A 25,281-nucleotide genomic window follows, 5' to 3' on the forward strand; every position below is an offset into this window, starting at 1 on the left:
CGGAGTAACATTGGATACGTTTTTCCTAAGGGACTTTCACTTGGCCACACCTTTCCCTCACCTCGCGCTGCATGCCCGGGGCAATCCATGACTTCGCACAATCCCGAATCCCCGGTGCCGCTTGCCACAACGCTGCCTGGCGCCGCGCAACGTTTGCCCTTGCTGGAGCGTCTGAGCCGTTACCGCCAGCCCATCGGCCTGGTAGTTACCCTGGTGTTGTTCACCATGGCCTTGGTCGCCTGTCGCCACCTGTTGAGCGAGCTGGACATCTATGCCTTGCACGATGCCATGCTCAGCGTGCCTACCCAGTCGTTACTTGGCGCCTTGCTGGCAACTGTGCTCGGTTTCGTGATTCTGCTCGGTTACGAGTGGTCGGCCAGCCGCTATGCCGGCGTGAAACTGCCCGCGAGCAGCCTGGTGCTGGGCGGCTTCAGCGCTTTTGCCATAGGCAACGCCATCGGCCTGTCGATGCTTTCGGGCGGTTCGGTGCGCTATCGCCTGTATGCGCGCCAAGGGGTTGGCGCAGGTGAAGTTGCACGGATGACCGTTTTTGCCAGCCTGTCACTGGGCTGCGCGCTACCGCCCCTGGCCGCCTTGGCGACCTTGAGCGACCTGCCGGCGGCCTCGGCCGCACTGGGTTTGGCGCCAGGCTTGCTGGCGGGTATCGCCATAGCGGTGTTGCTGGTGTGCAGCGTGCTGGTGTTCGGCCTGTACCGCCGACGCCTGGCTGAACAGCCACTGGCCAACAACCTGCTGGTACAACTGGGCCGCCGCACGCTGCGCCTGCCGGGCGCACGCCTGGCGGCCCTGCAATTGCTGATCACCGCACTGGATGTCGCCGCTGCCGCCACCGTGCTGTATCTGCTGCTGCCCGAAGCACCGCCGTTCGGTGCCTTTGTCCTGGTGTACCTGCTGGCCTTGGCCGCAGGTGTGCTCAGCCACGTACCGGGCGGCGTCGGGGTATTCGAAGCCATACTACTGGCGGCTTTTGCCGACCAACTTGGCGCGGCGCCGCTGGCAGCGGCACTGCTGCTGTATCGGCTGATCTACGTGGTGCTGCCGCTGCTGCTGGCCTGCGCGCTGCTGCTGGCCAACGAGGCCCGGCGCTTGCTGTTCGCGCAACAGGCTATCAAGGCCGCTTCCGGGCTGGCTGCACCGATCCTTTCGATCCTGGTATTCCTGTCCGGGGTGGTGCTGCTGTTCTCCGGTGCCACGCCCGAAATCGACACCCGCCTGGAGCACATGGGTTTCCTGGTTCCGCACCGCCTGATCGATGCTTCGCATTTTGGCGCCAGCCTGATCGGCGTGCTGTGCCTGCTGCTGGCCCAAGGCCTGCGCCGGCGCCTGTCCGCCGCCTGGCTGCTGACCACCGTGCTGTTGCTGGTCGGTGCCCTGCTGTCGCTGCTCAAGGGCTTCGATTGGGAAGAGGCCTGCTTGCTGACCCTCACTGCCGCCCTGCTCGCTCTGTTCCGCCGTTCCTTCTACCGCCCCAGTCGTTTGCTCGAGTTGCCGTTCTCGCCGGTGTTTCTGGTAGCCAGCGCCTGTGTGGTCGGCGCATCGGTTTGGTTGTTGCTGTTCGCCTACCAGGATGTTCCCTACAGCCATCAGCTGTGGTGGCAGTTCACCCTCGATGCTGATGCCCCGCGTGGTCTGCGCGCCGCCATGGGCAGCGCCTTGCTGCTGGCGGCCGTGGCCCTGACCTGGCTGCTGCGTACCGCACCACCGGTGATCCACTTGCCTGACGAAGAAGAGCTGCTGCGTGCCAACCGCATTCTGCTGGCATCCGACCAGCCAGATGGCGGCCTGGCGCTGACCGGTGACAAGGCGCTGCTGTTCCACCCTGGCAACAACGCCTTCCTTATGTACGCCCGTCGCGGTCGCAGCTTGGTAGCCCTGTACGACCCGATCGGCCCGGCCCAGGAGCGCGCCGAGATGATCTGGCAGTTCCGTGACCTGTGCGACCTGCACCATGCCCGCCCGGTGTTCTATCAGGTGCGCGCCGAGAACCTGCCGTTCTACATGGACATCGGCCTGACTGCGCTGAAGCTGGGTGAAGAAGCCCGGGTCGACTTGCGCCGTTTCGATCTCGAAGCCAAGGGCAAGGAAATGAAGGACCTGCGCTACACCTGGAACCGCGGCGGCCGTGACGGCCTGAGTCTGGAAATCCACGAACCCGGGCATGCCCCGCTGGCAGAGCTGAAGGAAATTTCCGACGCCTGGCTTGGCGGCAAGAACGTGCGCGAGAAAGGCTTCTCGCTGGGGCGCTTCAGCCCTGAATACCTGCAGCATTTTCGCATTGCCCTGATCCGCTTCCAAGGCCGCCCGGTGGCTTTCGCCAACCTGCTGGAAACCCATGGCAAGGAACTGGCCAGCCTCGACCTTATGCGTGCGCACCCCGAGGCCCCGAAGCTGACCATGGAATTCATGATGATCGGCCTGATCTTGCACTACAAAAGCCATGACTACGCCCGCTTCAGCCTGGGCATGGTGCCGCTTTCCGGCCTGCAGCCACGGCGTGGGGCGCCCTTGACCCAGCGCCTGGGCTCGATGGTGTTCCGCCGTGGCGAGCAGTTGTACAACTTCCAGGGGCTTCGACGCTTCAAGGACAAGTTCCAACCGGACTGGGAACCCCGTTACATGGCCGTGCCGGCCGGGCTCGACCCGCTGGTGGCACTGGCTGACACCGCCGCCCTGATCGCAGGCGGCCTGACTGGATTGGTGAAACGTTGATGACCCGACGCTTTTGGCTGTACCTGCTGGTTCCCCTGCTGTTGGCTGCCCTGGGAGGCGCGCTGGCGTTCTGGCTATGGACGCGCCCGGCTCCCGAGGCACGCCTGGAACAACTGAGCATCAATGACACCCGCATCACCCGTGTGACCCCAGCCGTGCACCCCAAGGCCCGGGTGGCCATCGGCGTACCCCAGGACCAGGCGCTGACCGACAGGCAGCTGCTGGACCTGGCCCAGGCTGGCGAAGCGCAACTGGTGCAGGTGATCCTGCCGCCCAATGACTGCAGCAAACAACAACAGGCCCTGGACCAGGCCTTGGGCCAGTTACCGGAGAAGCCGACCCTGGTTGCCGGTATCGGCCCTGGCGCCGCCCAGGCCTGGCGCTGGCTGGCCAGCCAGAACAACGACAAGGCGCGGGCGATTTCCGTGGGCTTCAGCCTGGAACAGCCGGGCTGCCAGACAGCGCTGCCGAAGTCGGCCGCCCACGGCCACTGGAACGTCGCCTGGAACGATAACCCGGATGACGCCAGCGCCGCCTTCGTGCGCGACCAGGCCAATGCCGAAACCAGCATCAGTGACTACGACATCCACCTGCCACAAGTGCTCAAGGCCCAACTGACCCAGGCCCTGGTCGGCCACGACGGCAACGCCCTGGCCATTCCGGTAGTCGAGGTGCCAGCCGGGCAGACCACCGACACGGTCACCCTGTTCCTTTCCGGTGATGGCGGCTGGCGAGACCTGGACCGCGACGTGGCCGGGGAAATGGCCAAGCTTGGTTACCCGGTGGTCGGCATCGACACGCTGCGCTACTACTGGCAACACAAGACCCCGGAACAAAGCGCCGCCGACCTGTCCGAGCTGATGCAGCACTACAGACAGAAGTGGGGCACCAAGCGCTTCGTGCTGACCGGCTATTCGTTCGGTGCCGACGTCCTGCCGGCGATCTACAACCGCCTGCCGGCCGAGGACCAGCAGCGTATCGACGCGGTGATGCTGCTGGCCTTTGCCCGCAGCGGCAGCTTCGAGATCGAAGTCGAGGGCTGGCTGGGCAAGGAAGGCCAGGAAGCGCCAACCGGGCCGGAAATGGCCAAACTGCCGGCGTCCAAGGTGGTGTGTGTGTATGGCGTGGAAGAAACCGACGAGAGCGGTTGCACCGACAAGACTGCGGTGGGTGAACGCCTGAAGCTGCCGGGGGGGCACCACTTCGACGAAAACTACCCGGCACTGGCCAAGCGCCTGATCGGTGAGATCGAGACGCGCCAGGGCAAGTCGAGTGTGGCTGAGCAGAACTGATAAGGCTTGCGGCCCATTCGCGGGTAAACCCGCCCCCACAGGTACAGCGCAAGCTTTGAAAGCTATGCGCTCCCTGTGGGAGCGGGTACTGCCTTGAAATCTGTGTTGCCCCTCAGATCTCGACCTGGGTCCCCAGCTCGATCACCCGGTTCAGCGGCAGGTTGAAGAAGCGCAAGTTGCCGTTGGCATTCTTCAGCAGGAACGCGAACAGGTTGCCCCGCCAGCGCGACATCCCCTCCAGCCGTGAGGCGATCACGGTCTCGCGGCTGAGGAAGAAGGTGGTGCGCATCGGGCTGAAGTCCAGGTCTTCCAGGTGGCACAGCTTCAACGCCGCCGGCACGTCCGGTTCGTCCATGAAGCCGAAGTGCAGCAACACGCGGAAGAACCCATCGCCATAGGCCTCCACTTCAAAGCGCTCCTGTTCCGGCACGCGTGGCCGGTCCTCGCTGACCACCGTCAACAGCACCACCTGGCTGTGCAGCACCTGGTTATGCAGCATGTTGTGCAACAGCGCATGGGGCACCGCATCGGAGCGTGCCGTGAGGAACACCGCCGTGCCTTCGACCCGGTGCGGAGGCTGAATGCGGATACTGCTGATGAACAGCTGCAGCGGCAGCGCGCCTTCGTCGATGCGCTCCATCAGGATCTGCTTGCCACGCTTCCAGGTGCTCATCAACAGGAACAGCACAGCGCCGGCCAAGACCGGGAAGGCCCCGCCCTGGATGATCTTCGGCACGTTGGCGGCAAAGAACAGCCCATCCACCAACAGGAAACCCATCAGGATCGGCACCGCCAGCACCGTTGGCCACTTCCATAGCAGCAGCATCACCGCCGAAACCAGGATGGTGGTCATCAGCATGGTACCGGTCACAGCCACCCCGTATGCCGCCGCCAGGGCACCGGATGACTCGAAACCGAGCACCAGCAGTACCACGCCGACCATCAGTGTCCAGTTGATCGCACCAATATAGATCTGCCCTTGTTCATCGCTGGAAGTGTGCTGGATCTGCATGCGTGGGATGTAGCCCAGCTGAATGGCCTGGCGGGTCAGGGAGAACGCCCCCGAGATCACCGCCTGCGAAGCGATCACCGTGGCCATGGTAGCCAGGCCGACCATCGGCAGCAGTGCCCAGCCCGGCGCCAGCAGGTAGAACGGGTTACGTGCTGCATCCGGGTCCTGCAGCAGCAACGCGCCCTGGCCAAAGTAGTTGAGCACCAGCGCCGGCAGCACCAGGGCAAACCAGGCCCGAGCGATCGGCTTGCGGCCAAAGTGGCCCATGTCGGCGTACAGCGCCTCGGCACCGGTCAGCGCCAGGACCACCGCGCCGAGAATGGCAACGCCCATGCCGGGGTGAACCACGAAGAAGTTGACCGCCCAGGCCGGGTTGAAAGCCTTGAGCACTTCCGGGCTCTGCGATATGCCGTACACGCCCAGCGAGCCCAGCGCCAGGAACCAGGTGACCATGATCGGGCCGAACAGCTTGCCGATCTTCTCGGTGCCGTGCTTCTGCACCAGGAACAGCGCCACCAGGATCACCAGCGAAATCGGTACAACCCAGTGATCGATACCATCAAACGCCAGGCCCATGCCTTCCACCGCCGACAGCACCGACACCGCCGGCGTGATCATGCTGTCGCCATAGAACAGCGAAGCGCCGATCAACCCGCACACCACCATCAACGTACGCAACCTCGGGTAGGCCGCCGTGGCCCGCCGCGCCAGCGCGGTCAGCGCCATGGTGCCGCCCTCGCCCTGGTTGTCGGCGCGCAGGATGAACATCACGTACTTGAACGACACTACCCATAGCAGCGACCACAGGATCAGCGACAGGATCCCCAGCACGCCGTCATGGTTGACCGGCACTCCGTACCCGCCGCTGAAGACCTCCTTGAGGGTATACAACGGGCTGGTGCCGATATCGCCATAAACCACCCCGACCGCCGCCACGAGCAGGCTCAACGACCGCGTCGCACCCTGCTTCCCCTCGTGCCCGCCCTCGGCGTGACTGCTTGCCTGAACCATCGACCACTCCCGCAGACGGCCTTGCAAGGCCAGTAAAATTCCCGATGCGCCAGGTGATACTGATACCCCCGGCGCAATGGCGCGAAGCATAGCGCAGCGTTCGTCGCATTTCTGCTGGTCAAGCGACCCTGCGCTCGCTAGAATTGCGCACTTTTTGATCAGAGGCGCCAAAAGCGCCCGTCAAGATCGCCCCCGATTCCGGCCGGGCGACCTGCATTCAATACCGAGGTTAGTCATGTCCACCACGCCCGCCACCCCCAAGGTAGGTTTCGTAAGCCTGGGTTGCCCAAAAGCCCTGGTCGATTCCGAGCGCATCCTGACCCAGCTGCGCATGGAAGGCTATGAAGTCGTGCCCACCTACGAGGACGCCGACGTAGTGGTGGTCAACACCTGCGGCTTCATCGACAGCGCCAAGGCCGAGTCGTTGGAAGTGATCGGCGAAGCGATCAAGGAAAACGGCAAGGTCATCGTCACCGGTTGCATGGGTGTCGAGGAAGGCAGCATCCGTGACGTGCACCCGAGCGTGCTGTCGGTCACCGGCCCGCAGCAGTACGAGCAGGTGGTCAACGCCGTGCACGAAGTGGTGCCACCACGCCAGGACCACAACCCGCTGATCGACCTGGTGCCGCCGCAGGGCGTCAAGCTGACCCCGCGCCATTATGCGTATCTGAAGATTTCCGAAGGCTGCAACCACAGCTGCAGTTTCTGCATCATCCCGTCGATGCGCGGCAAACTGGTCAGCCGCCCGGTCGGCGAAGTGCTGAGCGAGGCCGAGCGCCTGGTCAAGGCCGGGGTCAAGGAGATCCTGGTGATTTCCCAGGACACCAGCGCCTACGGCGTCGACGTCAAGTACAAGACCGACTTCTGGAACGGCCGCCCGGTCAAGACCCGCATGCTCGAGCTGTGCGAAGCCCTGAGCAGCCTGGGTGCCTGGGTACGTCTGCACTACGTGTACCCGTACCCGAACGTCGACGACGTGATCCCGCTGATGGCCGCCGGCAAGATCCTGCCGTACCTGGATATCCCGTTCCAGCACGCCAGCCCGAAAGTGCTCAAGGCCATGAAGCGCCCGGCCTTCGAAGACCGCACCCTGGCACGTATCAAGAACTGGCGCGAGCAGTGCCCGGAGCTGGTGATTCGCTCCACCTTCATCGTCGGCTTCCCGGGCGAGACCGAGGAAGACTTCCAGTACCTGCTGGACTGGCTGACCGAAGCCCAGCTGGACCGCGTGGGCTGCTTCCAGTACTCGCCGGTAGAAGGCGCCCCGGCCAACGACCTGGGCCTGGAAGAAGTGCCGGACGACGTCAAGCAGGACCGCTGGGACCGCTTCATGGCCCACCAGCAGGCCATCAGCGCCGCCCGCCTGCAACTGCGCATCGGCAAGGAAATCGACGTGCTGATCGATGAAGTGGAGGAGCAAGGTTCGGTTGGCCGCAGCTTCTTCGATGCCCCGGAAATCGACGGCAGCGTGTTCATCGATGGCGACCACGGCTTCAAGCCGGGTGACAAGGTACGTTGCCGCGTGGTGGATGCCGACGAATACGACATGTGGGCTGAACCCATCTAACGCAGCAGCAAACTGAAAAGCCCCTGCCCCGCCATTCCCCACAAGGAACTCCCGGGCCAGGGGCTTTTTCGTCAGAACGCGTGAAAAAGCATCAGGCCGCCCTCTGCATCCGGGCTGGCATCCGAGAAGCCTTTGACTGCATAGAGTTGCACTTTCCACTGCTGGTTGAGCTTGTGTGTCAGGAACAGGGTAAGTTCCTTGATCTGCGCACCCGTCGAAACGACCTTCTGCCGCCAGTCGTAGGAGGCACCCGCCGAAGTGCCTGCAGCCACGGGCATGGCGAAGCCGAGGCTGGCAAATATCGGGTCGTCGAAATCACTGTCCGGCGGGTCGCCGAACTTCTTCCAGCCCAGGGTCGCGAAGCCGGTCACCGGGCCAAAGGCCTTGGCGATGTCGACCTGGCCGGTGTAGTCGTATTCACCGGTGCCCAGGCACTGGTCTTCATCGGCAGTGGGGAATTTGACCTTGCCGATCAGGTCCAGCATCAGGCCACCGTCACTGCCGTCGAGCAGGGCGTAACCGGCGCTGGCAACCGTGTCTCCCAGCCCGCTTTCCACATCCCGGCAGCCACCGGGCAAGGGGTCACCATTCGGGCCCACTTCAGGGTTGGTGATGCGCAGCCAGGGCACAGTGACCTTGTAGGTCATTGGGCCGGTTTCATACTTGCCGACCACGGGGATGTACCAGATTTCCGAGGTTGTACCCGTGCCATAATCGCCACTTGAATAGTCCATGCCTATGGCGGCGCTGAAGGTATCGCCCAGGACCGACGCGCTGGCGCATGACAGCAAGCAGGCGAAAAGAGGGAGCGTGGGTCTCATCTGCACCTCGGTATCCCGAACTGGAAAGGTGATCGCACCTACCCAGCCTAGTTGCCTAATGCCCGGATCGCTCTGGATGCTCCACTTTTTCGGCTTTCTCTACTGTCTCGGGTCTTTCGACCTTCTCTACTTTCTCGACCTTCTCAACTTTTTCTACCTTCTCGACTTTCTCAGGCTTCTCGATCTTCTCGACCTTCTCGACCTTCTCGACCTTCTCGACCTTCTCGACTTTTTCAGGCTTTTCGATCTTCTCGACCTTTTCGGGCTTCTCGGCTTTCTCGATCTTCTCTACTTTTTCTACCTTCTCTGCTTATTCAATTTTTTCCACCTTTTCGAGCTCGACCTTCTCTACCCGGTCAGAGCTTCCGCTATTGCTGCTCTCGGGTTGCTCCAAGGTGTCGACATGTTCCGACTTTCCGGACTTGTCCACGCGCTCAGTACCGTCCCGACCACTGGAATCGTCAACACCGCCGTGCCCGTTGTGGTCATCACTGCTTTCAATGCGATCACTGGTCGCATCGCGTCCGCCATGCCCGCTATTGCTGGAACCGTCAGCGTCACGGGTGCCGTGCCCGCTGCCACGCCCCGAATGCCCTCGGTCCGGGTTGTCGGCACGGCTGTCATCGAACTCCACACGGGTTGCCCGCAGCTCGTGCTTGCCATTGAACACCCCGCTCACCCGCACACGTTGATCGAGCGCCAATGCCCCGGGCTGCTTGCCGACGATCACGGTACCCTGCCCCAGCGTCACCTTGATGCCTGCCACCACCAGTTGTTGAGCGTGGCTGCGCTGTACCAGCCCCTCGATCACCGCCGTCTGCACACGGCCAGCAAAAGGCAGGCTCGGGTCTGGGCGGGTTTGCGCCACTTCCAGCTGGCGTCCGGTCCACTGCCCACGTACCAGCACTTCCCTCGCAGGTGCCACACGGGTTCCCAGCTTCAGCCCCTGGAGGCTGCCGGCACGGTCTACCGCACCGATGGCACTGGCTTCCCTGAGCCCCAGCGCCCGCTCGATACGGCTGGCTACCACTTCACCCTTGGCATCGCGCAGGCCACTGACCCTGACCGGCTCGCCCGGGCGCAACCCTTCAGCCACCCGCGCCCCTGCAGCAAGCCGCACGGGTTGGCCCATGACCCGCAGGGGGGCCGATGCATTGGGCAGTGCCGTCAGCGGCCCTTCGTAAACGTTGAGGATCGAGATGCGCCCTGCTTGCAGGCCGCGTTTGCCGGCAAATGCCTCAACCGCGACAACCTGGCCGATTGCCAGGTGAGCGCTACTGGCAGGCGCACCGTTTTCACTCACCGGTACGTCCTTGCCAAAGTGCACTTCCAGGCCATTGACGCAGATCGAGGCGAACCCGGTAATGGTGCCGACGATGCCCGTGCCACCGGTACCGCCCGGGCGCAGGATCGGTGCGCCGGTACCGCCTGCCCCGCCGTGATCGATGAAGGTGCCGTCCACACCGTCGGCCACCGCACCGGTCCCCCCCGTGCCGCCGGGACGCTGCGGCAGCGGCGCACCGGTGCCACCCACTCCGCCGTTTTCGCTGCGTACACCGGTACCACCGACACCGCCCGTCCTGGCCCCGGTACCACCAATACCGCCGGGAAACTGCAAGCCCGCCGCCCCCGCCATACCCACTTCGTCACGGCTGACACATACCGGTGCTGCGGCCACCTCGGCAGGCGCCACCAGGTTCAGCCCGAAACCCAGGACCAGTGTGACCACACTGAGGCAGCGCGCGAGGGAAGTCATGGGTCGGGTGTCTTCGACAAATCGGGGTCGGTAGTTTCAGTGTAGAAATAAAGCCCTACCGTGATGCGCTGACGTTGCTCGGCGCTGGGCACATCGGCATCTTCCAGGTCTGATGCAAGCCGGCTGAAGGCAAGCAGCATCTGCATGCCGTCCTTGTCCACCGCTGCACGCAAATGGTCGACGCTGGCCGGGCTCAAGGCGTCGTAGTGCACACTGCGTTCAAAGAACGGCTGGCCGTCCCCACTCAGGTTGTGCACTGCTGCGCAGGCATGGTCATGCAGGTTGTGCCCAAAGTACGCGGCCTTTTCGTCGAAGCCCTTCTGCGGCACGAATGCCTGGGCTTCCAGGTGGACACAGTCCTGGTCGTCGAGCCGGACGATACCCAGGCGCAACCACTCATCCAGCACCACCCGCCCGCGGATGTCGGTGCTGATCTTCGCCACCAGCGCATCGAAGGAACGATCGCCGCCAACGCTCGCCAGACGCGGCAACGGCAGCGCCTGGCCAGGCTCCGAGCAGAACGGCTTGCCAGTGGTCCACATATTGACCAACTGTGCACCTAATGTAATGTTTTCCGGCAGCGCGGCGAGCGACGCCCCCCCCTCGCTACGCAAACGCCGGACATCCTTGCGATGCACGCCCGTGAGCAGGCTGATGCGGCTGTCGGTCGGCACTGTACCGTCCAGGCGAAACTCGCGATGCGCTACATCGACGAACACTTCCTTGAGCAGGTCGGCGAACATCGTGTAGGTGACCCCTTTGCGCAGCATCAGGCGCACCAGAGGACGCATGACACGCCGCAGTGCGCTTAACATCGAAGGGGGGATGGTAGGCGATTGCATTGAGCGCATTCCTTGACAGATGAACCCAGTATACGACGCGGGAAAAGATCCCACACCAACTGTGACCATATCCCTGACGAGATGAGGGATAGTCGTCGGCGCTCATTGCATTCGCGTTGAGTGGGGCTGCCGTGTATCCGAACCTGGCCTCATACAGGCCCGCCCCGTGGGCGCTGCATGAGACCGTTCAGAGCCAGTCAGCTCCTGCTGTTGTCATCACCCGGTTCGCCACCCAGATGGTCGCCACGATCATCACCAGGTTCACCACCAACGTGATTGCCGTGGTCATCGCCAGGCTCACCGCCAACATGATTGCCATGATCGTCCCCGGGCTCACCGCCAACGTGATTGCCATGATCGTCACCGGGCTCACCGCCAACGTGATTGCCGTGATCGTCCCCAGGCTCACCGCCAACGTGATTGCCATGATCGTCACCCGCTTCAGCGTGGTTGCCGCTGCGCCCAGAGTTCGAGGAACCGTCATGGCCGCGCCCACTGTTGCCGGCATGGCCATCTCCATCCCCACCAGCGCCGTGGCCGCCGCCCTCACCGCCATGGCCGCCACCACCACCGCCGTGACCACCACCGCCACCACCGTGGCCACCACCGCCACCACCGCCACCACCATGGCCTCCACCGCCACCACCGTGGCCACCGCCGCCACCACCATGGCCTCCACCGCCGCCACCGCCGCCACCGTGACCACCGCCGCCGCCATGGCCACCACCACCCCCACCATGGCCACCGCCGCCACCTCCGTGACCGCCTCCACCACCACCATCCTTGGCGTAGGCGCTGGAGCCATTGGAAATCGAGTCAGGGACCAGAACGATGGAAGTCGACAGCACGCCAGCAACGGCAGCCGCCAATATCGCTTTTTTGAACAGCACATGGATTTGCATATTTCGTCTCCAGGTCGTCGCCGTGAGAAACGCCAAATCAAGCCGGGAATCCTGTGTCAGGTTCTTGCTTTTCATTTTGTGGGAATTTTTCCCACAGGAAATTAATAGACCGCCACCCCCCGAGATTCAAGCAGCGCACGGAGAAGCCGACCGGTGGTTGGCCTGCTATGTTTGCCTTATCGTCATGGAGGAACACCGGCATGCATTCGGTACTGACGCTGCAAACCCCGCGCTTGAGTGACTACGGCGAACTGGTACAGGTGTGGGAGGACTCGGTACGCGCCACCCACGACTTCCTGCCGGATTGCTACATCGTCTTGCTGCGCGACCAGGTGCTGCGTCGCTACCTAGATGCAGTGATGCTGATCTGCTGCAAGGACCGCCAGCGCATCTGCGGCTTCGCCGGGGTCGCCAACGGGCGCGTGGACATGCTGTTCGTCGCACCGGACTACCGTGGCAAAGGGGTTGGCAAGCGCCTGCTGCACTATGCGATCGACGAACTGAATGCCGAGCGCCTGGACGTCAATGAACAGAACCCGCAAGCCCTGGGTTTCTACCTGCATGAGGGCTTCGAGGTGATCGGCCGTTCGGAAACCGACGGCCTGGGGCAACCCTACCCACTGCTGCACATGCGCCTGCGCAAAACGGCGTAAATGACACAGATTCCCAGCCCCTCTGCCGCGCGGGCAGGTACAATGCAGGTCTTTCCCTGCCTTTGCGAATTGCCGTCATGTCCGAACCCGTCCGCCTGTCCAAACGCCTTATCGAGCAGCTTGGCTGCTCCCGCCGCGAGGCCGAGCTGTATATCGAGGGCGGCTGGGTCACGGTCGATGGCGTGGTGGTCGAGCAACCGCAGTTCAAGGTCGAGCAGCAGCGCGTCGAACTGCTGCCGGGTGCCCGTGCCGAAACGCTGGAACCGGTAACCCTGCTGCTGAACCAGCCGGCCAGCGTGGACAGCGAAACCGCCCGCGCCAGCATGAACATGAGCAACCTCAGCGAAGCCCACCGCGAAGGCGTGCGCGCACTGCACGGGCATTTTGCCCGGCAGGCCTGCGTGGCGCCGCTGGAGCGCGGTGCCAGCGGCCTGCAGGTATTCACCCAGGACTGGCGGGTAACCCGCAAGATCGACGCCGACCTGCGCCGCCTGGAACAGGAATTCATCGTTGAAGTGCGCGGCGAGACCACGCCCCAGGCGCTGGAACGCCTGGCGCGCGGCGCCACCCGCAATGACCGCGAGCTGCCTAAAGCCAAGGCCAGCTGGCAGAACGAAACCCACCTGCGCATGGCCCTGAAAAACCCGCAGCCAGGGCAGATCGCCGAGCTGTGCGCCTACCTGCGCCTGGAGCTGGTAGGCATGCGCCGCATTCGCCTGGGTGGCGTATCGATGGGCAAGTTGCCCCTGGGCCAGTGGCGCTACCTGGCCACTACCGAACGTTTCTAAGCAATACGCCGCGCCACAGGTGCGGCACCTGAACAGGATTCTGCAACAATGAACCACAACGACGTCCTGCGCAGCCTGCGCTACATGCTCAAGGTGAATGACGCCAAGATGGCCGAAATCATCGGGCTATCCGGCCTCGACGTGCATCCCCTGGTGCTGGCCACCTACCTGAAGAAGGAAGACGAGGAAGGCTTCGTGCGTTGCCCGGAACGGGTCATGGCGCACTTTCTCGACGGCCTGGTGATCCACCGCCGCGGCAAGGATGACAGCCGCCCGCCGCAGCCGATCGAGCTGCCGGTGACCAACAACCTCATCCTCAAGAAGCTGCGGGTGGCCTTCGAGCTCAAGGAAGATGACCTGCATGCGATCCTCAAGTCGGTCAACTTCCCGGTCAGCAAACCCGAGCTCAGCGCGCTGTTCCGCAAGGCCGGCCATGACAACTACCGCCCGTGCGGCGACCAGCTGCTGCGCAACTTCCTCAAGGGCCTGACCCTGCGCGTGCGCGGCTGATTGGCCATGCAGCATACGGTTACCCCGGTCGGCATCATCCGCTCCTGTTTCAAGGAAAAGTTCGCCATCCCGCGCCAGCCGCAACTGGCGCCCGCCGCACGCGGTGTACTCGAGCTGCTGCCGCCGTTCGACCAGGGCGATGCGGTCGAGGGGCTGGAACAGGTCAGCCATGTCTGGCTGCTGTTCCTGTTCCACCAGGCGCTGGAAGACAAACCCCGCCTGAAGGTGCGGCCACCGCGCCTGGGTGGCAACAAGAGCATGGGTGTGTTCGCCACCCGCGCCACTCACCGGCCCAATGGCATCGGCCAGTCGGTGGTGCGCCTGGAAGGCGTGGAGCCAGGGCGCCTGCTGCTGTCTGGTATCGACCTGCTCGACGGTACGCCGGTGCTGGATATCAAACCGTATGTGCCTTACGCCGATAGCATCGCTGGCGCCAGCAACCAGATGGCCAGCCAAGCGCCTGCCGCGATCGCCGTGCAGTGGGGCGACAACGCCCTGCCCCAGGCCCGCGAACATGCACTGCGCCTGGGTGAACCGCTGGTGGAGCTGATCGAGCAGTGCCTTGCGCAGGACCCACGGCCGGCCTACCAGATGCCGCCGGCCGAGCGGGTGTATGGGGTGAAGTTCTGGGATGTGCAGGTAAGGTGGCATTACCCGCAGCCGGACGTGATCCGGGTGCTGGAGGTGGTGCTGGCCTGACCTCTGGACTGTACGCGGTCTTCGCGCCTGTACGCGGTCCCTTGTAGGAGCGGCCTTGTGTCGCGAAAGGGGCGCGTAGCGGCCCCAGGATCTCGGCCATCCTGCAAGGTTGCCGGGGCTGCTACGCAGCCCTTTCGCGACACAAGGCCGCTCCTACAGAGGACCGCGCACAGGTATGAAGGCACATGAAAAAGGCGACCCTGAGGTTAATGCCAGTCAGTTAAGCTGACTGGCATTTTCATTTTCGGGTCGGATATTTTGCAGGGCGCTGCTTCACCACTCTGGGGAACCATCGATCGGGTCGCCGATGGGGTAGGACATACTGAGCCGCTGACGCCTGCAGATCTGCCAAAAAACCTGGCAAGTTGCCGGGATGGTTTAATGACGTGCCATGCAGCAAGCCCAGAATCGCCCAGCTACAAGCGGTAAAGCTCATCTCGCATGGGTACACGCCTGGGCACTGTCTCGACATCTGCACCATCTGATAACGCAATAGGTTGTAGCCCAACAGCACGCCCCACAGCTCTTGCGCAATCATCTCCGGCGTCTTGCTTCTCAGGGTGTATTCGCCCCCCAGAAGTCCTTGTTTGATCTCCCGATAACCCAGCTCGATTTCCCAGCGCTGACTGTAAAGATCAACGATCTCATCGCCAGGGAAGCGCTGCGCATCGGTCATTGAGGTCAAGACACTCACAACCTTTCCTTTGATTGTTTTGCTCAGCAGTCGTGCCCGCATTTCCAGCGGCAAGCCTGGCCATTGCTTGCGGGCCTGGGGCGATGTGCGCAGGACGACCACGGCATCGTTGCGTCCTAGCGTGTGTTCCACCTCGTACTGAGTGCCCTTTTTCACAGGGATCAGCCAGTGTCGATGCTCACCTTGTGACTGCCAGTGGTGCAGCAAGCCCAACGAATAGAAACCTTTATCGAACAGGGTCAGCGAGTGGTTCGGCGTGGTCGCGATCAGCTGCTCTGCCAGCTTCATTTCACTACTGTGGTAGCTCTCGAAAGTGCTGTTTATCAGTAAGTGGCTGGTCAGCTCCATCTGGCAGACCATCCTAACCTGAGGAAAACCGCCATCCCCATGCTGATTGGTAGCGCCCCCGTAAAACGCACGGTTTTCAGCTGTGTCAGGCGTACTCCAGACAACACCGTCCACACCAAGCAGCGTCAAGCCCAACCAGTGCGGGTGCTTGGTTTCTTCGTGCCACCGCTGCTGAGTGAGCGTGAAAACTTCACGTACAGCTTCACTGCCCAGTCGCTGCCGCCCTTGTACAACAGCACTGGGGGCCACCAGAGGCCTCTTGCCCGGCAGCATGATGTCCATGTGGTTTACGACATCCCAAGCCGACATACGGCGGAACAGCGCCATGCCGATGATGCACCACACCAGGCTCTCAAGCGGGAGGCGTCGCTTGCGAATGGTCGCGACACCTGCCGTCTCAAAAGCTTGTTGCACAAGATCAGGATCGAGCAACGCCCCCAGCCCCTCGAGGGCATGTGGCCGCGATGCCATTTCGTGAGTGAGGGAGAGGGCTTGTGACAGGCGCATAAAAAATCCGATGCTCGTTTCCAAGCATCGGATTTTGCGGCCTACGGGCTAAAGCTCAAAGCGTCAGTCTTAACTGACTGGCATTAACCCTGAGGTCGCCTTTTTCTTTTCACCATCCCGCGATCAGCGAGCCGGGCCTTCAGCCACGCCCAGGTCGTCGGTCGGACGGGTATCGACCAGCGGCGCACCACCGGAGGCCAGCTCCGATGCCAGCTTGTCGTTGTCCATTTCCTTCACCCACTTGGCCACGACCACGGTGGCAACGGCGTTGCCAACCAGGTTGGTCAGCGCGCGGGCTTCGGACATGAAGCGGTCAATGCCGAGGATCAGCGCCAGGCCGGCAACCGGCAGGTGGCCAACGGCCGACAGGGTGGCGGCCAGGACGATGAAGCCCGAACCGGTAACACCGGCAGCACCTTTGGAAGCCACCAACAGCACCAGCAGCAAGGTGATCTGGTGAGTGATGTCCATGGTAGTGTCAGTGGCCTGGGCGATGAACACCGCAGCCATGGTCAGGTAGATCGAGGTGCCATCGAGGTTGAACGAGTAACCGGTCGGGATCACCAGGCCAACCACCGACTTCTTCGCACCCAGGCGCTCCATCTTGGCCAGCATGCGTGGCAGGGCCGACTCCGAGGACGAAGTGCCCAGCACGATCAGCAGTTCTTCACGGATGTAGCGGATCAGCTTGAGGACACTGAAGCCGTGGGCGCGGCAGATACCGCCCAGCACCACCAGCACGAACAGCAGGCAGGTGATGTAGAAGCAGGCCATCAGGTAGCCCAGTTGCACCAGCGAGCCAACGCCGTACTGGCCGATGGTGAAGGCCATTGCACCGAAGGCACCGACCGGGGCCAGTTTCATGATCATGTTGATGATGTTGAACATGACATGGGCGAAGCGGTCGATCATGTCCAGCACCGGCTTGCCATAGCTGCCCAGGCGGTGCAGGGCGAAGCCGAACAGCACGGAGAACATCAGCACTTGCAGGATGTCGCCGTTGGCGAAGGCGCCGACCACGGTGTTCGGGATGACGTTGAGCAGGAAGCCGACGGTGGTCTGCTGAGCGCCGGCGGCGGCGTAGGCAGCCACGCTGCTGGCGTTCAGGGTGCTGACATCGATGTGCATGCCAGCGCCCGGCTTGACCACGTTGACAACGACGAGGCCGATGATCAGGGCGACCGTGGAGACGATTTCGAAGTACAGCAGCGCGTAGCCGCCAGTCTTGCCGACCGACTTCATGCTCTGCATGCCGGCGATGCCGCTGACCACGGTGCAGAAGATGATCGGGGCGATGACCATCTTGATCAGTTTGACGAAGCCGTCCCCCAAGGGTTTGAGGGCGACGCCCGTCTCCGGATAGTAGTGGCCGAGCAGGATACCGATGGTGATGGCGACCAACACCTGGACATACAGGGATTTGTACAGCGGCTGACGTGTCGTCATGGCTAATTTTCCTCAAGTGTGCCGGTTCACCCTTCCCAGGGCGATGGGGCACCTGAATCGCTAACCCTCCTGCACCCGGAGGGATTTGTCGTTGTGTTCGAGCTGCCTGGGCAGGCCTCTGCGAGGATCAATAGCAAGGGTGGTGCCAAAATGCCCACGAAGGGTGCAAGTGCCGTATTTGCGAGGGATAAACGCCCAACGACGGGGCGAATTTCCTGAGGAAGGCTGGCGGATTTCCGCCCGTTGGCGGGATTTGTACAGGGGCATTGGCGGGAATCCGCCCATTGTGGTTTGCCTGTGCCGGCCTCTTCGCGGGTAAACCCGCTCCCACAGGAACCGCACAGGTCTCGAGTGCAGTGCACCCCTGTGGGAGCGGGTTTACCCGCGAAGAGGCCGGCCAAGCCAGCAAATCACTCGAGGTTGAAGGTGATCCTGAACGCCGCGCCCCCCAGAGGAGAATCCCCCAGGCTCAGCTCGGCGTCATAGCTGTCGACGATATCCTTGACCACTGCCAGCCCGATCCCCTGCCCCGGGTGCTGGCTGTCCAGCCGCTCCCCACGCTCCAGAATCCGCTCACGCTGGTCCGCCGGCACCCCCGGCCCGTCGTCCTCGATGCACAAGGTCAACCGCCCAGGCGCCTGCTCCAGGCTCACGCGCACCTGGCCCAGGCTCAGGCGGTAGGCGTTCTCCAGCAGGTTGCCCAGCAGCTCCAGCAACGCGCCCTGCTCCATCGGCACCTGCGCCGCATCGGGCAGTTGCAGCGTCACGTTCACCCGCTTGTCCCGGTACACCTTGGCCAAGGTACTGCACAGGCTGTCGAGCAACGGTCGCAGCAACACGCTGTGGCGCACTAGGCCACTCTTGCGCAGGCTGGCGCGTTGCAGCTGGTAGTCGATCTGCTGGCTCATGCGCTCGATCTGGCTCTGCAGCACGCGCGCCTGCTCGCGCTCGCCGCTACGCTGCTGCAGGCTTTCGCCCACCCCCTGCAACACCGCCAGCGGCGTCTTCAGGCTGTGCGCCAGGTCATCGAGCGAATCGCGGTAGCGTTGGCGCTGCTCGCGCTCGCTGCGCAACAGGCGGTTCAGCGAGCCGGTCAGGCGCAGCAGCTCACGCGGGTGTTCGCGGCTCAGGCCATCCCGCGCCCCCGACTCCACGTCGTCCAGCTCGCGGCTGAGCCGGCGCAACGAACGCAGGCCCCAGGTCAGGCCGGCCCACAGCAGCACCAGCAGCGCCAGCAAGGCCGCGCCAAAGCCCAGGTAGAGCTTTTCGCGCAGGCCATCAAGGGTGTGCTGGTACTCGCGCACAGGTTGCAAGGCAACGATGCTGTAGGCGGCGCTCTGGCCACCCAGCAGCTTGATCTCGACATCGTATACAAAAAACTCTTCGCCATCGGCCTGGTGAATGCGGGCGAATTCGTTTCCGCGGCCGTCGTAGCGCGGGCGGTAGTTGATGTTCTGCGCGGCGGTTGCCCGCGACTGCCAGACCAGCTTGCCGTCGCGGTCGAAGATATAGCCGAGCAAGCCGGTGTACGGCAGGTTGTAGCGCTCGTCCGGCAGCAGCGTCGGCATCTGCAGTTGGCCGTGTTCGATACGCGCTGCGGAAATCAGCGTGGTCACATCCGAGGCCAGGCGTTGTTCGATCGACTCCTGCAGGGCCAGGCTGAAGGCCTTCTGCAAGGCCGGCAGCAACGCCAGCATGAACAGCAGCGCCAGCACCGCGGCCGCCAGCATCAGGCGCACCCGCAGCGAACGGATCATCGGCAGCGCTCGGTGAACAGGTAGCCCAGGCCACGCACGGTGTCGATCGGTTTGAAGCCGTGCTCGCCCTCAAGCTTGCGCCGCAAGCGGCCGACCAGCACTTCGATGACATTGGGGTCGCGTTCCTCGTCACCCGGGTACAGCTGCTCCATCAGGCGGTCCTTGGCCACCACCTGCTGGTGATGGCGCATGAGGTATTCGAGGATGCGGTATTCGTAGGCGGTCAGGGCCAGGGGCTGCTCGTCCAACGTCGCCTGCTTGCGGTTGAGGTCGAGCACCAGCGGGCCGGCGGCAATGGTCGACTGGGTGAAGCCGCTGGAGCGGCGCAGCAGGGCGTTCAGGCGTGCCTCGAGTTCTTCGAACTGGAACGGCTTGACCAGGTAGTCGTCGGCACCGGCGGCCAGGCCCTCGACCTTGTCCTGCCAGTTGCCGCGGGCGGTGAGGATGAGAATGGGGAAGGTCTTGTCCTGGCTGCGCAGGCGCGTGATCAGTTCCAGCCCGCTGATGCCGGGCAGGCCCAGGTCGATGATGGCCAGGTCGAAGTGGTATTGCCCGGCCTGGTAAAGCGCCTCCTCGGCATCGGCGACCGCCTCGACCACATGGCCGCCTTCGCCCAGGCGGGTGTAGAGGTGATGGCGAAGCAGGGCTTCGTCCTCGACCACCAGCAGTTTCATGTGCAGCTCCTTGATATGTATTGCCTGTACCGGCCCTTTCGCGGGTAAACCCGCTCCCACAGGTACTGCACAGGTTTGAAGAACTGCGCGATCCCTGTGGGAGCGGGTTTACCCGCGAAGAGGCCGGTACAGGATAACCCGGCTCGCCCGTCAGAACTTGTAGCTTGCAGCCAGGTAGGTCTGCGCGCTGCTGGTCAGGCGCAGGGTGCCGTCCTTCGGCCCGCCGTGCGCACCCACTTCGGTGGCGGCATTGGTACGCAGGTAACGGTAGCCCAGTTCCACAGAAGCCTTGTCGGTGATGTCCTGGATCACGCCGGCCTGCAGGCCATAGGCGTAACCGTAGTCGGTATCCCGGCTGGCCCCCGGCGAGTCCTGGGTCAGCTTGGTCACGCCCAGGCTGCCGCCGCCGAACAGCTTGGTGGTATCGCCCACCGGCAGGAACAGGTCGTAGCTGCCCAGCAGGTTTTCCTGGCGCAGCTTCAGGCCGCTGTGGTCGCCCGAGACATTGTCGTAAGTCATGTAGTAGCGGCCCTGGTCATTGATCTTGCCCACGCGCAAACCCCAGGTGTCGTCCTTGCCGATGATGCCGTCGGCGTTGAGGTGGTCGGTGTTGCGCTGCAGCAGGCCGGACTTGCGAACCTTGTCGCTGGTCTGGCCGTAGGTCAGGCTGGCGAAGTTGTCGTCAGCGGCCTGTGCGGTGGTGATGCCAGCGGCGCAGACGGCCATGGCGGCAAGCAGGGTGTTGAAGGTTTTCATGGCTGGATACTCCAGTTGAGTGCGCTGTTTCGGTCTGGAAGCTAGAGTAAGCAGGGCACCCTGAACCGCGACTGAACCCTGGCTGAACCCCGGCTGAACGAACCGTTTGAAGAACAAGGAGTAGTGACCATGCGCGCCCTGCTGGCCTTGACCCTGATGTGCAGCGCCGCCCTCGCCCAAGCGGCGGTACAAACCCGCGAGATCCCCTACCAGGACGCCGACGGCAATCGCCTGGTCGGCTACTACGCCTATGACGACGCCATCGAAGGCAAGCGCCCCGGCATTGTCGTGGTGCATGAATGGTGGGGGCTGAACGACTATGCCAAGCGCCGCGCCCGCGACTTGGCAGCACTGGGCTACAACGCCCTGGCCATCGACATGTATGGCGACGGCAAGCAAACCGAGCACCCTGCCGACGCCAAGGCATTCATGACAGCAGCGATGAAAGACCCCAAGGCCGCGGAGCGGCGCTTCGATGCCGGCCTCGAACTACTGAAACTGCAGCCGAACACCAACAAGCACCAGTTGGGGGCAGTGGGTTACTGCTTTGGCGGCAAGGTGGCGCTGGATGCCGCGCGGCGAGGGGAAAAGCTCGATGGCGTGGTGAGCTTCCACGCCCCGCTGGGTACGCAGACACCGGCCAGGCCGGGCGTGGTGCGGGCCGATATCCTGGTGGAGCATGGTGCGGCGGACACGCTGGTGACCGAGCAGCAGGTGGAAGCGTTCAAGGCGGAGATGGATGCAGCCAAGGTCAACTACCAGTTCGTCAGTATTCCCGGGGCCAAGCACGGGTTCAGCAACCCGGATTCGGACCGCATGGGGCACGGCGAACATGGTGGGCCGGATATTGCCTACAACAAGGCGGCGGACGAGAGCTCCTGGGCGGATATGCAGGCGTTCTTCAAGAAGGTGTTCAAGTAAGGATTGCCGGGGCCGCTTTGCGGCCCATCGCGACACAAGGCCGCTCCTACAGGTACCGCGTCGCTTTGTGTAGGAGCGGCCTTGTGTCGCGATGCGATGGGCTGCAAAGCAGCCCCAGCTATTTCACCTCCCACACCACCGCTGCGGCTGGCACAATACCCCCCATGAACACACTCCCCGCCTGCTGCGCCCCGCTCCAGCACCACTGGCCCCTGCCCCGCCCCCTACCCGGCGCGGTGCTGGTCAGTTGCGCTTTCGACCCCGCCCGCCTGGCACCCGATGACTTCCAGCGCGCCGGTGTCGTGCCAGGCGACAGCCTGCAACGCTCGGTGGCCAAGCGCCAGGCCGAGTACCTGGCCGGCCGGGTATGTGCCCGCGCCGCTCTGCAGCGCCTGGACGGCCGTGACTACGTGCCCGGCACCCACGAGGACCGCTCACCCATCTGGCCCGCCGGCATCCACGGCTCGATCACCCACGGTAAAGGCTGGGCTGCTGCCGTGGTTGCTGCCGAGGGCAGTTGCCGGGGCCTGGGCCTGGATCAGGAAGCGTTGCTGGATGACCAGCGTGCCGAGCGGCTGATGGGCGAAATCCTCACCCCGCCCGAGCTCGAACGCCTCGACCGCAGCCAGCTCGGCCTTGCCGTCACCCTGACCTTCTCGCTGAAGGAAAGCCTGTTCAAGACGCTCTACCCGCTGACCCGCCAGCGCTTCTACTTCGAGCATGCCGAAGTACTGGACTGGTCCGCCGAAGGCCTGGCCCACCTGCGCCTGCTCACCGACCTGTCGCCGCAGTGGCGGCATGGCGCCGAACTGCAGGGCCAGTTCTGCCTGCAGGACGGCCACCTGCTCAGCCTGGTCAGCGTCTGACCGTCACAGCGGTGCCTGCTGCCGTGGCCAGTTCAGGCTGAAGCAGGCGCCACCCAGCGCGACGCTGCGCCCCACTGTGGCCCGGCCCGCGTGCCAGTAGATGATCCGCCGCACGATCGACAAGCCCAGGCCATGCCCGCCCGAAGCGCGGGTACGGCTGTCGTCGAGGCGGGTGAACGGTGTGAAGATACGGTCCCAGACGCCCTCGGGGATCCCCGGGCCGTCATCCTCCACATCGATGCGACAGCGTTGCTGCCCCAACTGGTAGCTCAGGCGCACCTCGGCCTCGGCGTGGCGCATGGCGTTGCCCACCAGGTTCTGCAGCGCCCGGTGCAGGTAGCGCGGTTCGGCTTCGACCCAGGCGCCTCCGCCATCGGCACCCTGGCACTCACCGCGCACCACCCTTACCTCGGCACGCAACGGCGCGAGTTCTTCGATCACCCGGTCGAGCAAGGCATCCAGGTCTACCCGCTCGAACTTCAGCGCCGGTGCGCCCTGCTCCAGGCGGGCGTAGGTGAGCATCTCGTCGACCAACTTGTCGAGGTCCTGGATATCGCCGTCCATACCCGCCAGGTGCTTGGCCCGGGCCTGCTCGGTGGTGGCACTTTCGATCATCTCCAGGCCAAAGCGCAGACGTGCCACTGGCGTGCGCAGCTCGTGGGAAACCGCCCGCACCAGTTCGCGCTGCATGGTCAGCGAGCGCTGCAGGTGCTCGGCCATGCCGTTGAAGGCCGCGGCCAGACGCCCCACCGAGTCGGCGCCGCCGGCCGGCACGCGGGTGTCCAGGCTGCCTTGGGCGATGCGCGTGGCGGCAATCTCCAGGCCCGACACGCGCCGCTCCAGTTGGCGTACCAGCAGGTAGACCACCAGGCCGATCAGGCACAGACCAAGAAAGGTTATCAGGATCAGCAACTGCGGCGGATAGGGGTTGAGCTGGTACAGCGGGCCGATTTCCAGCACCCAGGGCGAACCCGCCAGCCCGGCGAACACACGGATCGAGTCGCCATCCTTGCCCAGGGCCATGACCGTATCGCCCTCCTCGACCCGGCGCCGCTGGTCATCGTCCAGGCTCACCCGCTCGATGCGCTGCAGGGCCACGCCAAAGCCGAAGCCCTTTTCTTTCTTGATCTGTGCCAGGCGCTGCTGCTGTTCGGTCACCGGGTAGCGCACCAGTTCGTCGGCCAGCAGATAGAGGGTGGCCCGCGCCAGTTGCTCGCTGATCTGTTTGATCTGCGCCACAAGCATCAGGTCTTCCTGGCCGACCTTGCGTAGCACCTCGGCCGCATGCGGGCCAGTCTTCTCGACCACCACCAGGCCGCGGTACAGGCGCGCCCGCTGGCCGCCATCGAGTGTGCGCGCGGTCATGGGCTGCAGCGCCAGTGGCACGCCGAGCAGGCGCTCCCAGATCAGCAGCGAGCGTTTGCGCTCGGTATCGTTCTGCAGCGCCAGGTTGTCGGCCATCAGGCTGAAGGTGCCCTGGGCCAGGCCTTCTCGGTGCTGGGCGGCACGCACTTCGTTGACCAAGTGCAGGCTGAGTACACCGAGCAGGGCCACCAGCACCAGCACGGCCAGCATGCCGCCATAGATACGCAGGAAGATCGAATTGTTCATGGGGCCTCGCCGACGAACAGGTAGCCCTTGCTGCGAAGGGTCTTGATCAGCCTTGGCTGGAGCGGGTCGTCGCCGATCTTTGGGCGGATCTTGGAAATGCGTATGTCGATGGAGCGGTCCTGCCCGTCGTAGCCGACCCCACGTAGCGCGGTGAAGATCTGCTCGCGCGTCAGCACCCGGCCGGCGTTGCTGGCCAGCAGCCAGAGCAGGTCGAATTCGGCGCCGGTCAGCTCTATCAGCTGTTCGCCCAGGCGCGCCTCGCGCAGGCGATTGTCGATGCGCAGCGCGCCGAAGGCCAGGTCCTGGCGCTTGCTGTCCGGTGCTTCGCTGCGGCGCAGCAGTGCCTGGATACGCGCCAGGAGGAGCCGTGGGCGTACGGGTTTGCAGACATAGTCATCGGCCCCAAGGTCCAGGCCCTGGACCTGGTCGAGTTCATCGCTGCGGGCGGTCAGCATGAGGATCGGGCCGGGATACTGGCTGCGCACCCGACGACAGATGCTCAGACCGTCCTCGCCGGGCAGCATCAGGTCGAGAATGACCAGGTCAGGCTGGCTGTCGACGATGCGCCGCGCGGCGCGAGCGCCATCGCCCTCGACGCTGATTTCGTAGCCGTTGGCCTGCAGATACTCGGCGGTGAGCTCGGCCAGGCGCTGGTCGTCTTCGACAATGAGAATGCGGGGTGCGGGGTGGTCCATGGCTTGTGCCTTATCTTGTTGTTCTTCTGTTGCCTGCACCGGCCCCTTCGCAGCACAAGGCTGCTCCTACAAGGTATGGCGCTCCCCGGTAGGAGCAGCCTTGTGCTGCGAAGGGGCCGGTGCAGGCAACATAACCCTTTAACCAAAAGGCAACATCTGCTTCGGATACTACGTCCCGCCCCCGGGCACTGCCAACCTTCCAGCAGCCCCTCGACTGAACCGTTTTTTGTGATAGGGTTCGCGCCCGAAAAATTCTGCCCCGGGGCAGCAAGACGCAGAAAAATACTGCAAACCACTTGGCACAAGGCCTACAGCGAATACCCACCATTCACTCACAAAGTACGCACAAGTTATCCACAGGCGCTCGCCTTGCAAAGCCCCCGATACCGCATTATCTTGTATCCCGATCGCAGCGAACCACTA

General features: G+C 63.7%; 20 protein-coding genes and 1 pseudogene. 9 read left to right on the forward strand and 12 right to left on the reverse strand.

Annotation, left to right across the window (positions count from 1 at the left end; all coding sequences use genetic code 11):
• The first annotated feature begins 87 nt into the window (after nt 1–87).
• On the forward strand, nt 88–2,730 hold the full coding sequence (gene mprF / locus M1D87_RS20280) for a bifunctional lysylphosphatidylglycerol flippase/synthetase MprF (RefSeq protein ID WP_039613961.1): 2,643 nt from the start codon (nt 88–90) through the stop codon (nt 2,728–2,730).
• Nucleotides 2,730–4,022, forward strand: a complete 1,293-nt coding sequence (locus M1D87_RS20285) for a virulence factor family protein (RefSeq protein ID WP_015271483.1) — start codon at nt 2,730–2,732, stop codon at nt 4,020–4,022. The genes mprF and M1D87_RS20285 overlap by 1 nt, the downstream gene beginning before the upstream one ends.
• 112 nt (nt 4,023–4,134) lie before the next feature.
• On the opposite strand, the gene M1D87_RS20290 is transcribed toward M1D87_RS20285, so the two are convergent.
• Nucleotides 4,135–6,045, reverse strand: coding sequence for a potassium transporter Kup (locus M1D87_RS20290; RefSeq protein ID WP_123085783.1), 1,911 nt, complete (start codon nt 6,043–6,045; stop codon nt 4,135–4,137).
• A 235-nt stretch (nt 6,046–6,280) separates the two neighbouring features.
• Between M1D87_RS20290 and rimO the strand changes: the two genes are divergently transcribed.
• Entirely contained in the window at nt 6,281–7,612 is a 1,332-nt protein-coding gene (rimO, locus tag M1D87_RS20295) for a 30S ribosomal protein S12 methylthiotransferase RimO (protein ID WP_013973825.1), read from the forward strand.
• Between the two features lie 71 nt (nt 7,613–7,683).
• Here rimO and M1D87_RS20300 read toward each other — a convergent pair whose 3' ends face one another.
• From M1D87_RS20300 to M1D87_RS20315, 4 genes and pseudogenes are all read right to left on the reverse strand, one after another.
• Nucleotides 7,684–8,433 carry a hypothetical protein gene (locus M1D87_RS20300; RefSeq protein WP_039613960.1) on the reverse strand — a complete coding sequence of 250 codons (750 nt, stop codon included), beginning with the start codon at nt 8,431–8,433 and terminating at the stop codon, nt 7,684–7,686.
• A 55-nt stretch (nt 8,434–8,488) separates the two neighbouring features.
• Nucleotides 8,489–10,189 (reverse strand): annotated as a pseudogene (locus tag M1D87_RS20305) (DUF5666 domain-containing protein).
• On the reverse strand, nt 10,186–11,031 hold the full coding sequence (locus M1D87_RS20310) for a DUF6502 family protein (protein ID WP_123085780.1): 846 nt from the start codon (nt 11,029–11,031) through the stop codon (nt 10,186–10,188). Before M1D87_RS20310 ends, M1D87_RS20305 begins: the two are co-directional and overlap by 4 nt.
• 197 nt (nt 11,032–11,228) lie before the next feature.
• Entirely contained in the window at nt 11,229–11,933 is a 705-nt protein-coding gene (locus M1D87_RS20315) for a hypothetical protein (protein ID WP_236693269.1), read from the reverse strand.
• 200 nt (nt 11,934–12,133) lie between these two features.
• On the opposite strand from M1D87_RS20315, the gene M1D87_RS20320 reads away from it, so the two are divergent.
• From M1D87_RS20320 to tsaA, 4 genes are all read left to right on the forward strand, one after another.
• Entirely contained in the window at nt 12,134–12,586 is a 453-nt protein-coding gene (locus M1D87_RS20320) for a GNAT family N-acetyltransferase (RefSeq protein WP_039613957.1), read from the forward strand.
• 77 nt (nt 12,587–12,663) lie between these two features.
• Nucleotides 12,664–13,374 (forward strand): rRNA pseudouridine synthase, encoded by a 711-nt coding sequence (locus M1D87_RS20325; RefSeq protein ID WP_013973831.1) that lies wholly within the window; start codon nt 12,664–12,666, stop codon nt 13,372–13,374.
• 48 nt (nt 13,375–13,422) lie between these two features.
• Entirely contained in the window at nt 13,423–13,884 is a 462-nt protein-coding gene (locus tag M1D87_RS20330; RefSeq protein ID WP_013973832.1) for a YehS family protein, read from the forward strand.
• A 6-nt stretch (nt 13,885–13,890) separates the two neighbouring features.
• On the forward strand, nt 13,891–14,583 hold the full coding sequence (gene tsaA, locus M1D87_RS20335; RefSeq protein ID WP_123085914.1) for a tRNA (N6-threonylcarbamoyladenosine(37)-N6)-methyltransferase TrmO: 693 nt from the start codon (nt 13,891–13,893) through the stop codon (nt 14,581–14,583).
• A 238-nt stretch (nt 14,584–14,821) separates the two neighbouring features.
• On the opposite strand, the gene M1D87_RS20340 is transcribed toward tsaA, so the two are convergent.
• The 5 genes from M1D87_RS20340 to M1D87_RS20360 all read right to left on the reverse strand — a co-directional run bounded on the left by M1D87_RS20340 (nt 14,822) and on the right by M1D87_RS20360 (nt 20,765).
• Nucleotides 14,822–16,132 carry an IS4 family transposase gene (locus tag M1D87_RS20340; protein ID WP_024086280.1) on the reverse strand — a complete coding sequence of 437 codons (1,311 nt, stop codon included), beginning with the start codon at nt 16,130–16,132 and terminating at the stop codon, nt 14,822–14,824.
• Nucleotides 16,133–16,255: 123 nt separating this feature from the next.
• Entirely contained in the window at nt 16,256–17,578 is a 1,323-nt protein-coding gene (locus tag M1D87_RS20345) for a dicarboxylate/amino acid:cation symporter (RefSeq protein WP_013973834.1), read from the reverse strand.
• A gap of 410 nt (nt 17,579–17,988) precedes the next feature.
• Complete coding sequence (locus M1D87_RS20350; protein WP_123084650.1) at nt 17,989–19,335, reverse strand: ATP-binding protein; 1,347 nt, start codon at nt 19,333–19,335, stop codon at nt 17,989–17,991.
• Complete coding sequence (locus tag M1D87_RS20355) at nt 19,332–20,009, reverse strand: response regulator (RefSeq protein WP_004375868.1); 678 nt, start codon at nt 20,007–20,009, stop codon at nt 19,332–19,334. Before M1D87_RS20355 ends, M1D87_RS20350 begins: the two co-directional genes overlap by 4 nt.
• Before the next feature lie 150 nt (nt 20,010–20,159).
• Nucleotides 20,160–20,765 (reverse strand): outer membrane beta-barrel protein, encoded by a 606-nt coding sequence (locus tag M1D87_RS20360; protein WP_061304892.1) that lies wholly within the window; start codon nt 20,763–20,765, stop codon nt 20,160–20,162.
• A gap of 129 nt (nt 20,766–20,894) precedes the next feature.
• Here M1D87_RS20360 and M1D87_RS20365 point away from each other — a divergent pair, with 129 nt between their 5' ends.
• Both M1D87_RS20365 and M1D87_RS20370 read left to right on the forward strand, forming a co-directional pair.
• Nucleotides 20,895–21,686: a dienelactone hydrolase family protein gene (locus M1D87_RS20365; RefSeq protein ID WP_031324533.1), complete on the forward strand. Its 792-nt coding sequence runs from the start codon at nt 20,895–20,897 to the stop codon at nt 21,684–21,686.
• A gap of 164 nt (nt 21,687–21,850) precedes the next feature.
• On the forward strand, nt 21,851–22,552 hold the full coding sequence (locus M1D87_RS20370) for a 4'-phosphopantetheinyl transferase family protein (protein ID WP_039613953.1): 702 nt from the start codon (nt 21,851–21,853) through the stop codon (nt 22,550–22,552).
• A 3-nt stretch (nt 22,553–22,555) separates the two neighbouring features.
• On the opposite strand, the gene M1D87_RS20375 is transcribed toward M1D87_RS20370, so the two are convergent.
• Together M1D87_RS20375 and M1D87_RS20380 are read right to left on the reverse strand one after the other, a co-directional pair.
• Nucleotides 22,556–24,163, reverse strand: a complete 1,608-nt coding sequence (locus tag M1D87_RS20375; protein ID WP_039613952.1) for an ATP-binding protein — start codon at nt 24,161–24,163, stop codon at nt 22,556–22,558.
• A complete protein-coding gene (locus tag M1D87_RS20380; protein WP_015271498.1) occupies nt 24,160–24,858 on the reverse strand; it encodes a response regulator in 699 nt (232 codons plus the stop codon). Before M1D87_RS20380 ends, M1D87_RS20375 begins: the two co-directional genes overlap by 4 nt.
• Nucleotides 24,859–25,281: the final 423 nt, after the last annotated feature.

This window comes from Pseudomonas sp. SA233 (genome assembly GCF_054792385.1).

Bases quoted from the DNA above. Each gene is read 5' to 3' on its own strand.
- M1D87_RS20310 (WP_123085780.1), bottom strand. From the start codon at position 11,031: ATGCAATCGCCTACCATCCCCCCTTCGATGTTAAGCGCACTGCGGCGT.
- M1D87_RS20370 (WP_039613953.1), top strand. From the start codon at position 21,851: ATGAACACACTCCCCGCCTGCTGCGCCCCGCTCCAGCACCACTGGCCC.
- M1D87_RS20325 (WP_013973831.1), top strand. From the start codon at position 12,664: ATGTCCGAACCCGTCCGCCTGTCCAAACGCCTTATCGAGCAGCTTGGC.
- mprF (WP_039613961.1), top strand. From the start codon at position 88: ATGACTTCGCACAATCCCGAATCCCCGGTGCCGCTTGCCACAACGCTG.
- M1D87_RS20380 (WP_015271498.1), bottom strand. From the start codon at position 24,858: ATGGACCACCCCGCACCCCGCATTCTCATTGTCGAAGACGACCAGCGC.
- M1D87_RS20345 (WP_013973834.1), bottom strand. From the start codon at position 17,578: ATGACGACACGTCAGCCGCTGTACAAATCCCTGTATGTCCAGGTGTTG.
- M1D87_RS20315 (WP_236693269.1), bottom strand. From the start codon at position 11,933: ATGCAAATCCATGTGCTGTTCAAAAAAGCGATATTGGCGGCTGCCGTT.
- M1D87_RS20375 (WP_039613952.1), bottom strand. From the start codon at position 24,163: ATGAACAATTCGATCTTCCTGCGTATCTATGGCGGCATGCTGGCCGTG.
- M1D87_RS20290 (WP_123085783.1), bottom strand. From the start codon at position 6,045: ATGGTTCAGGCAAGCAGTCACGCCGAGGGCGGGCACGAGGGGAAGCAG.
- M1D87_RS20350 (WP_123084650.1), bottom strand. From the start codon at position 19,335: ATGATCCGTTCGCTGCGGGTGCGCCTGATGCTGGCGGCCGCGGTGCTG.
- M1D87_RS20360 (WP_061304892.1), bottom strand. From the start codon at position 20,765: ATGAAAACCTTCAACACCCTGCTTGCCGCCATGGCCGTCTGCGCCGCT.
- M1D87_RS20365 (WP_031324533.1), top strand. From the start codon at position 20,895: ATGCGCGCCCTGCTGGCCTTGACCCTGATGTGCAGCGCCGCCCTCGCC.
- M1D87_RS20300 (WP_039613960.1), bottom strand. From the start codon at position 8,433: ATGAGACCCACGCTCCCTCTTTTCGCCTGCTTGCTGTCATGCGCCAGC.
- M1D87_RS20340 (WP_024086280.1), bottom strand. From the start codon at position 16,132: ATGCGCCTGTCACAAGCCCTCTCCCTCACTCACGAAATGGCATCGCGG.
- M1D87_RS20330 (WP_013973832.1), top strand. From the start codon at position 13,423: ATGAACCACAACGACGTCCTGCGCAGCCTGCGCTACATGCTCAAGGTG.
- M1D87_RS20285 (WP_015271483.1), top strand. From the start codon at position 2,730: ATGACCCGACGCTTTTGGCTGTACCTGCTGGTTCCCCTGCTGTTGGCT.
- M1D87_RS20320 (WP_039613957.1), top strand. From the start codon at position 12,134: ATGCATTCGGTACTGACGCTGCAAACCCCGCGCTTGAGTGACTACGGC.
- rimO (WP_013973825.1), top strand. From the start codon at position 6,281: ATGTCCACCACGCCCGCCACCCCCAAGGTAGGTTTCGTAAGCCTGGGT.
- tsaA (WP_123085914.1), top strand. From the start codon at position 13,891: ATGCAGCATACGGTTACCCCGGTCGGCATCATCCGCTCCTGTTTCAAG.
- M1D87_RS20355 (WP_004375868.1), bottom strand. From the start codon at position 20,009: ATGAAACTGCTGGTGGTCGAGGACGAAGCCCTGCTTCGCCATCACCTC.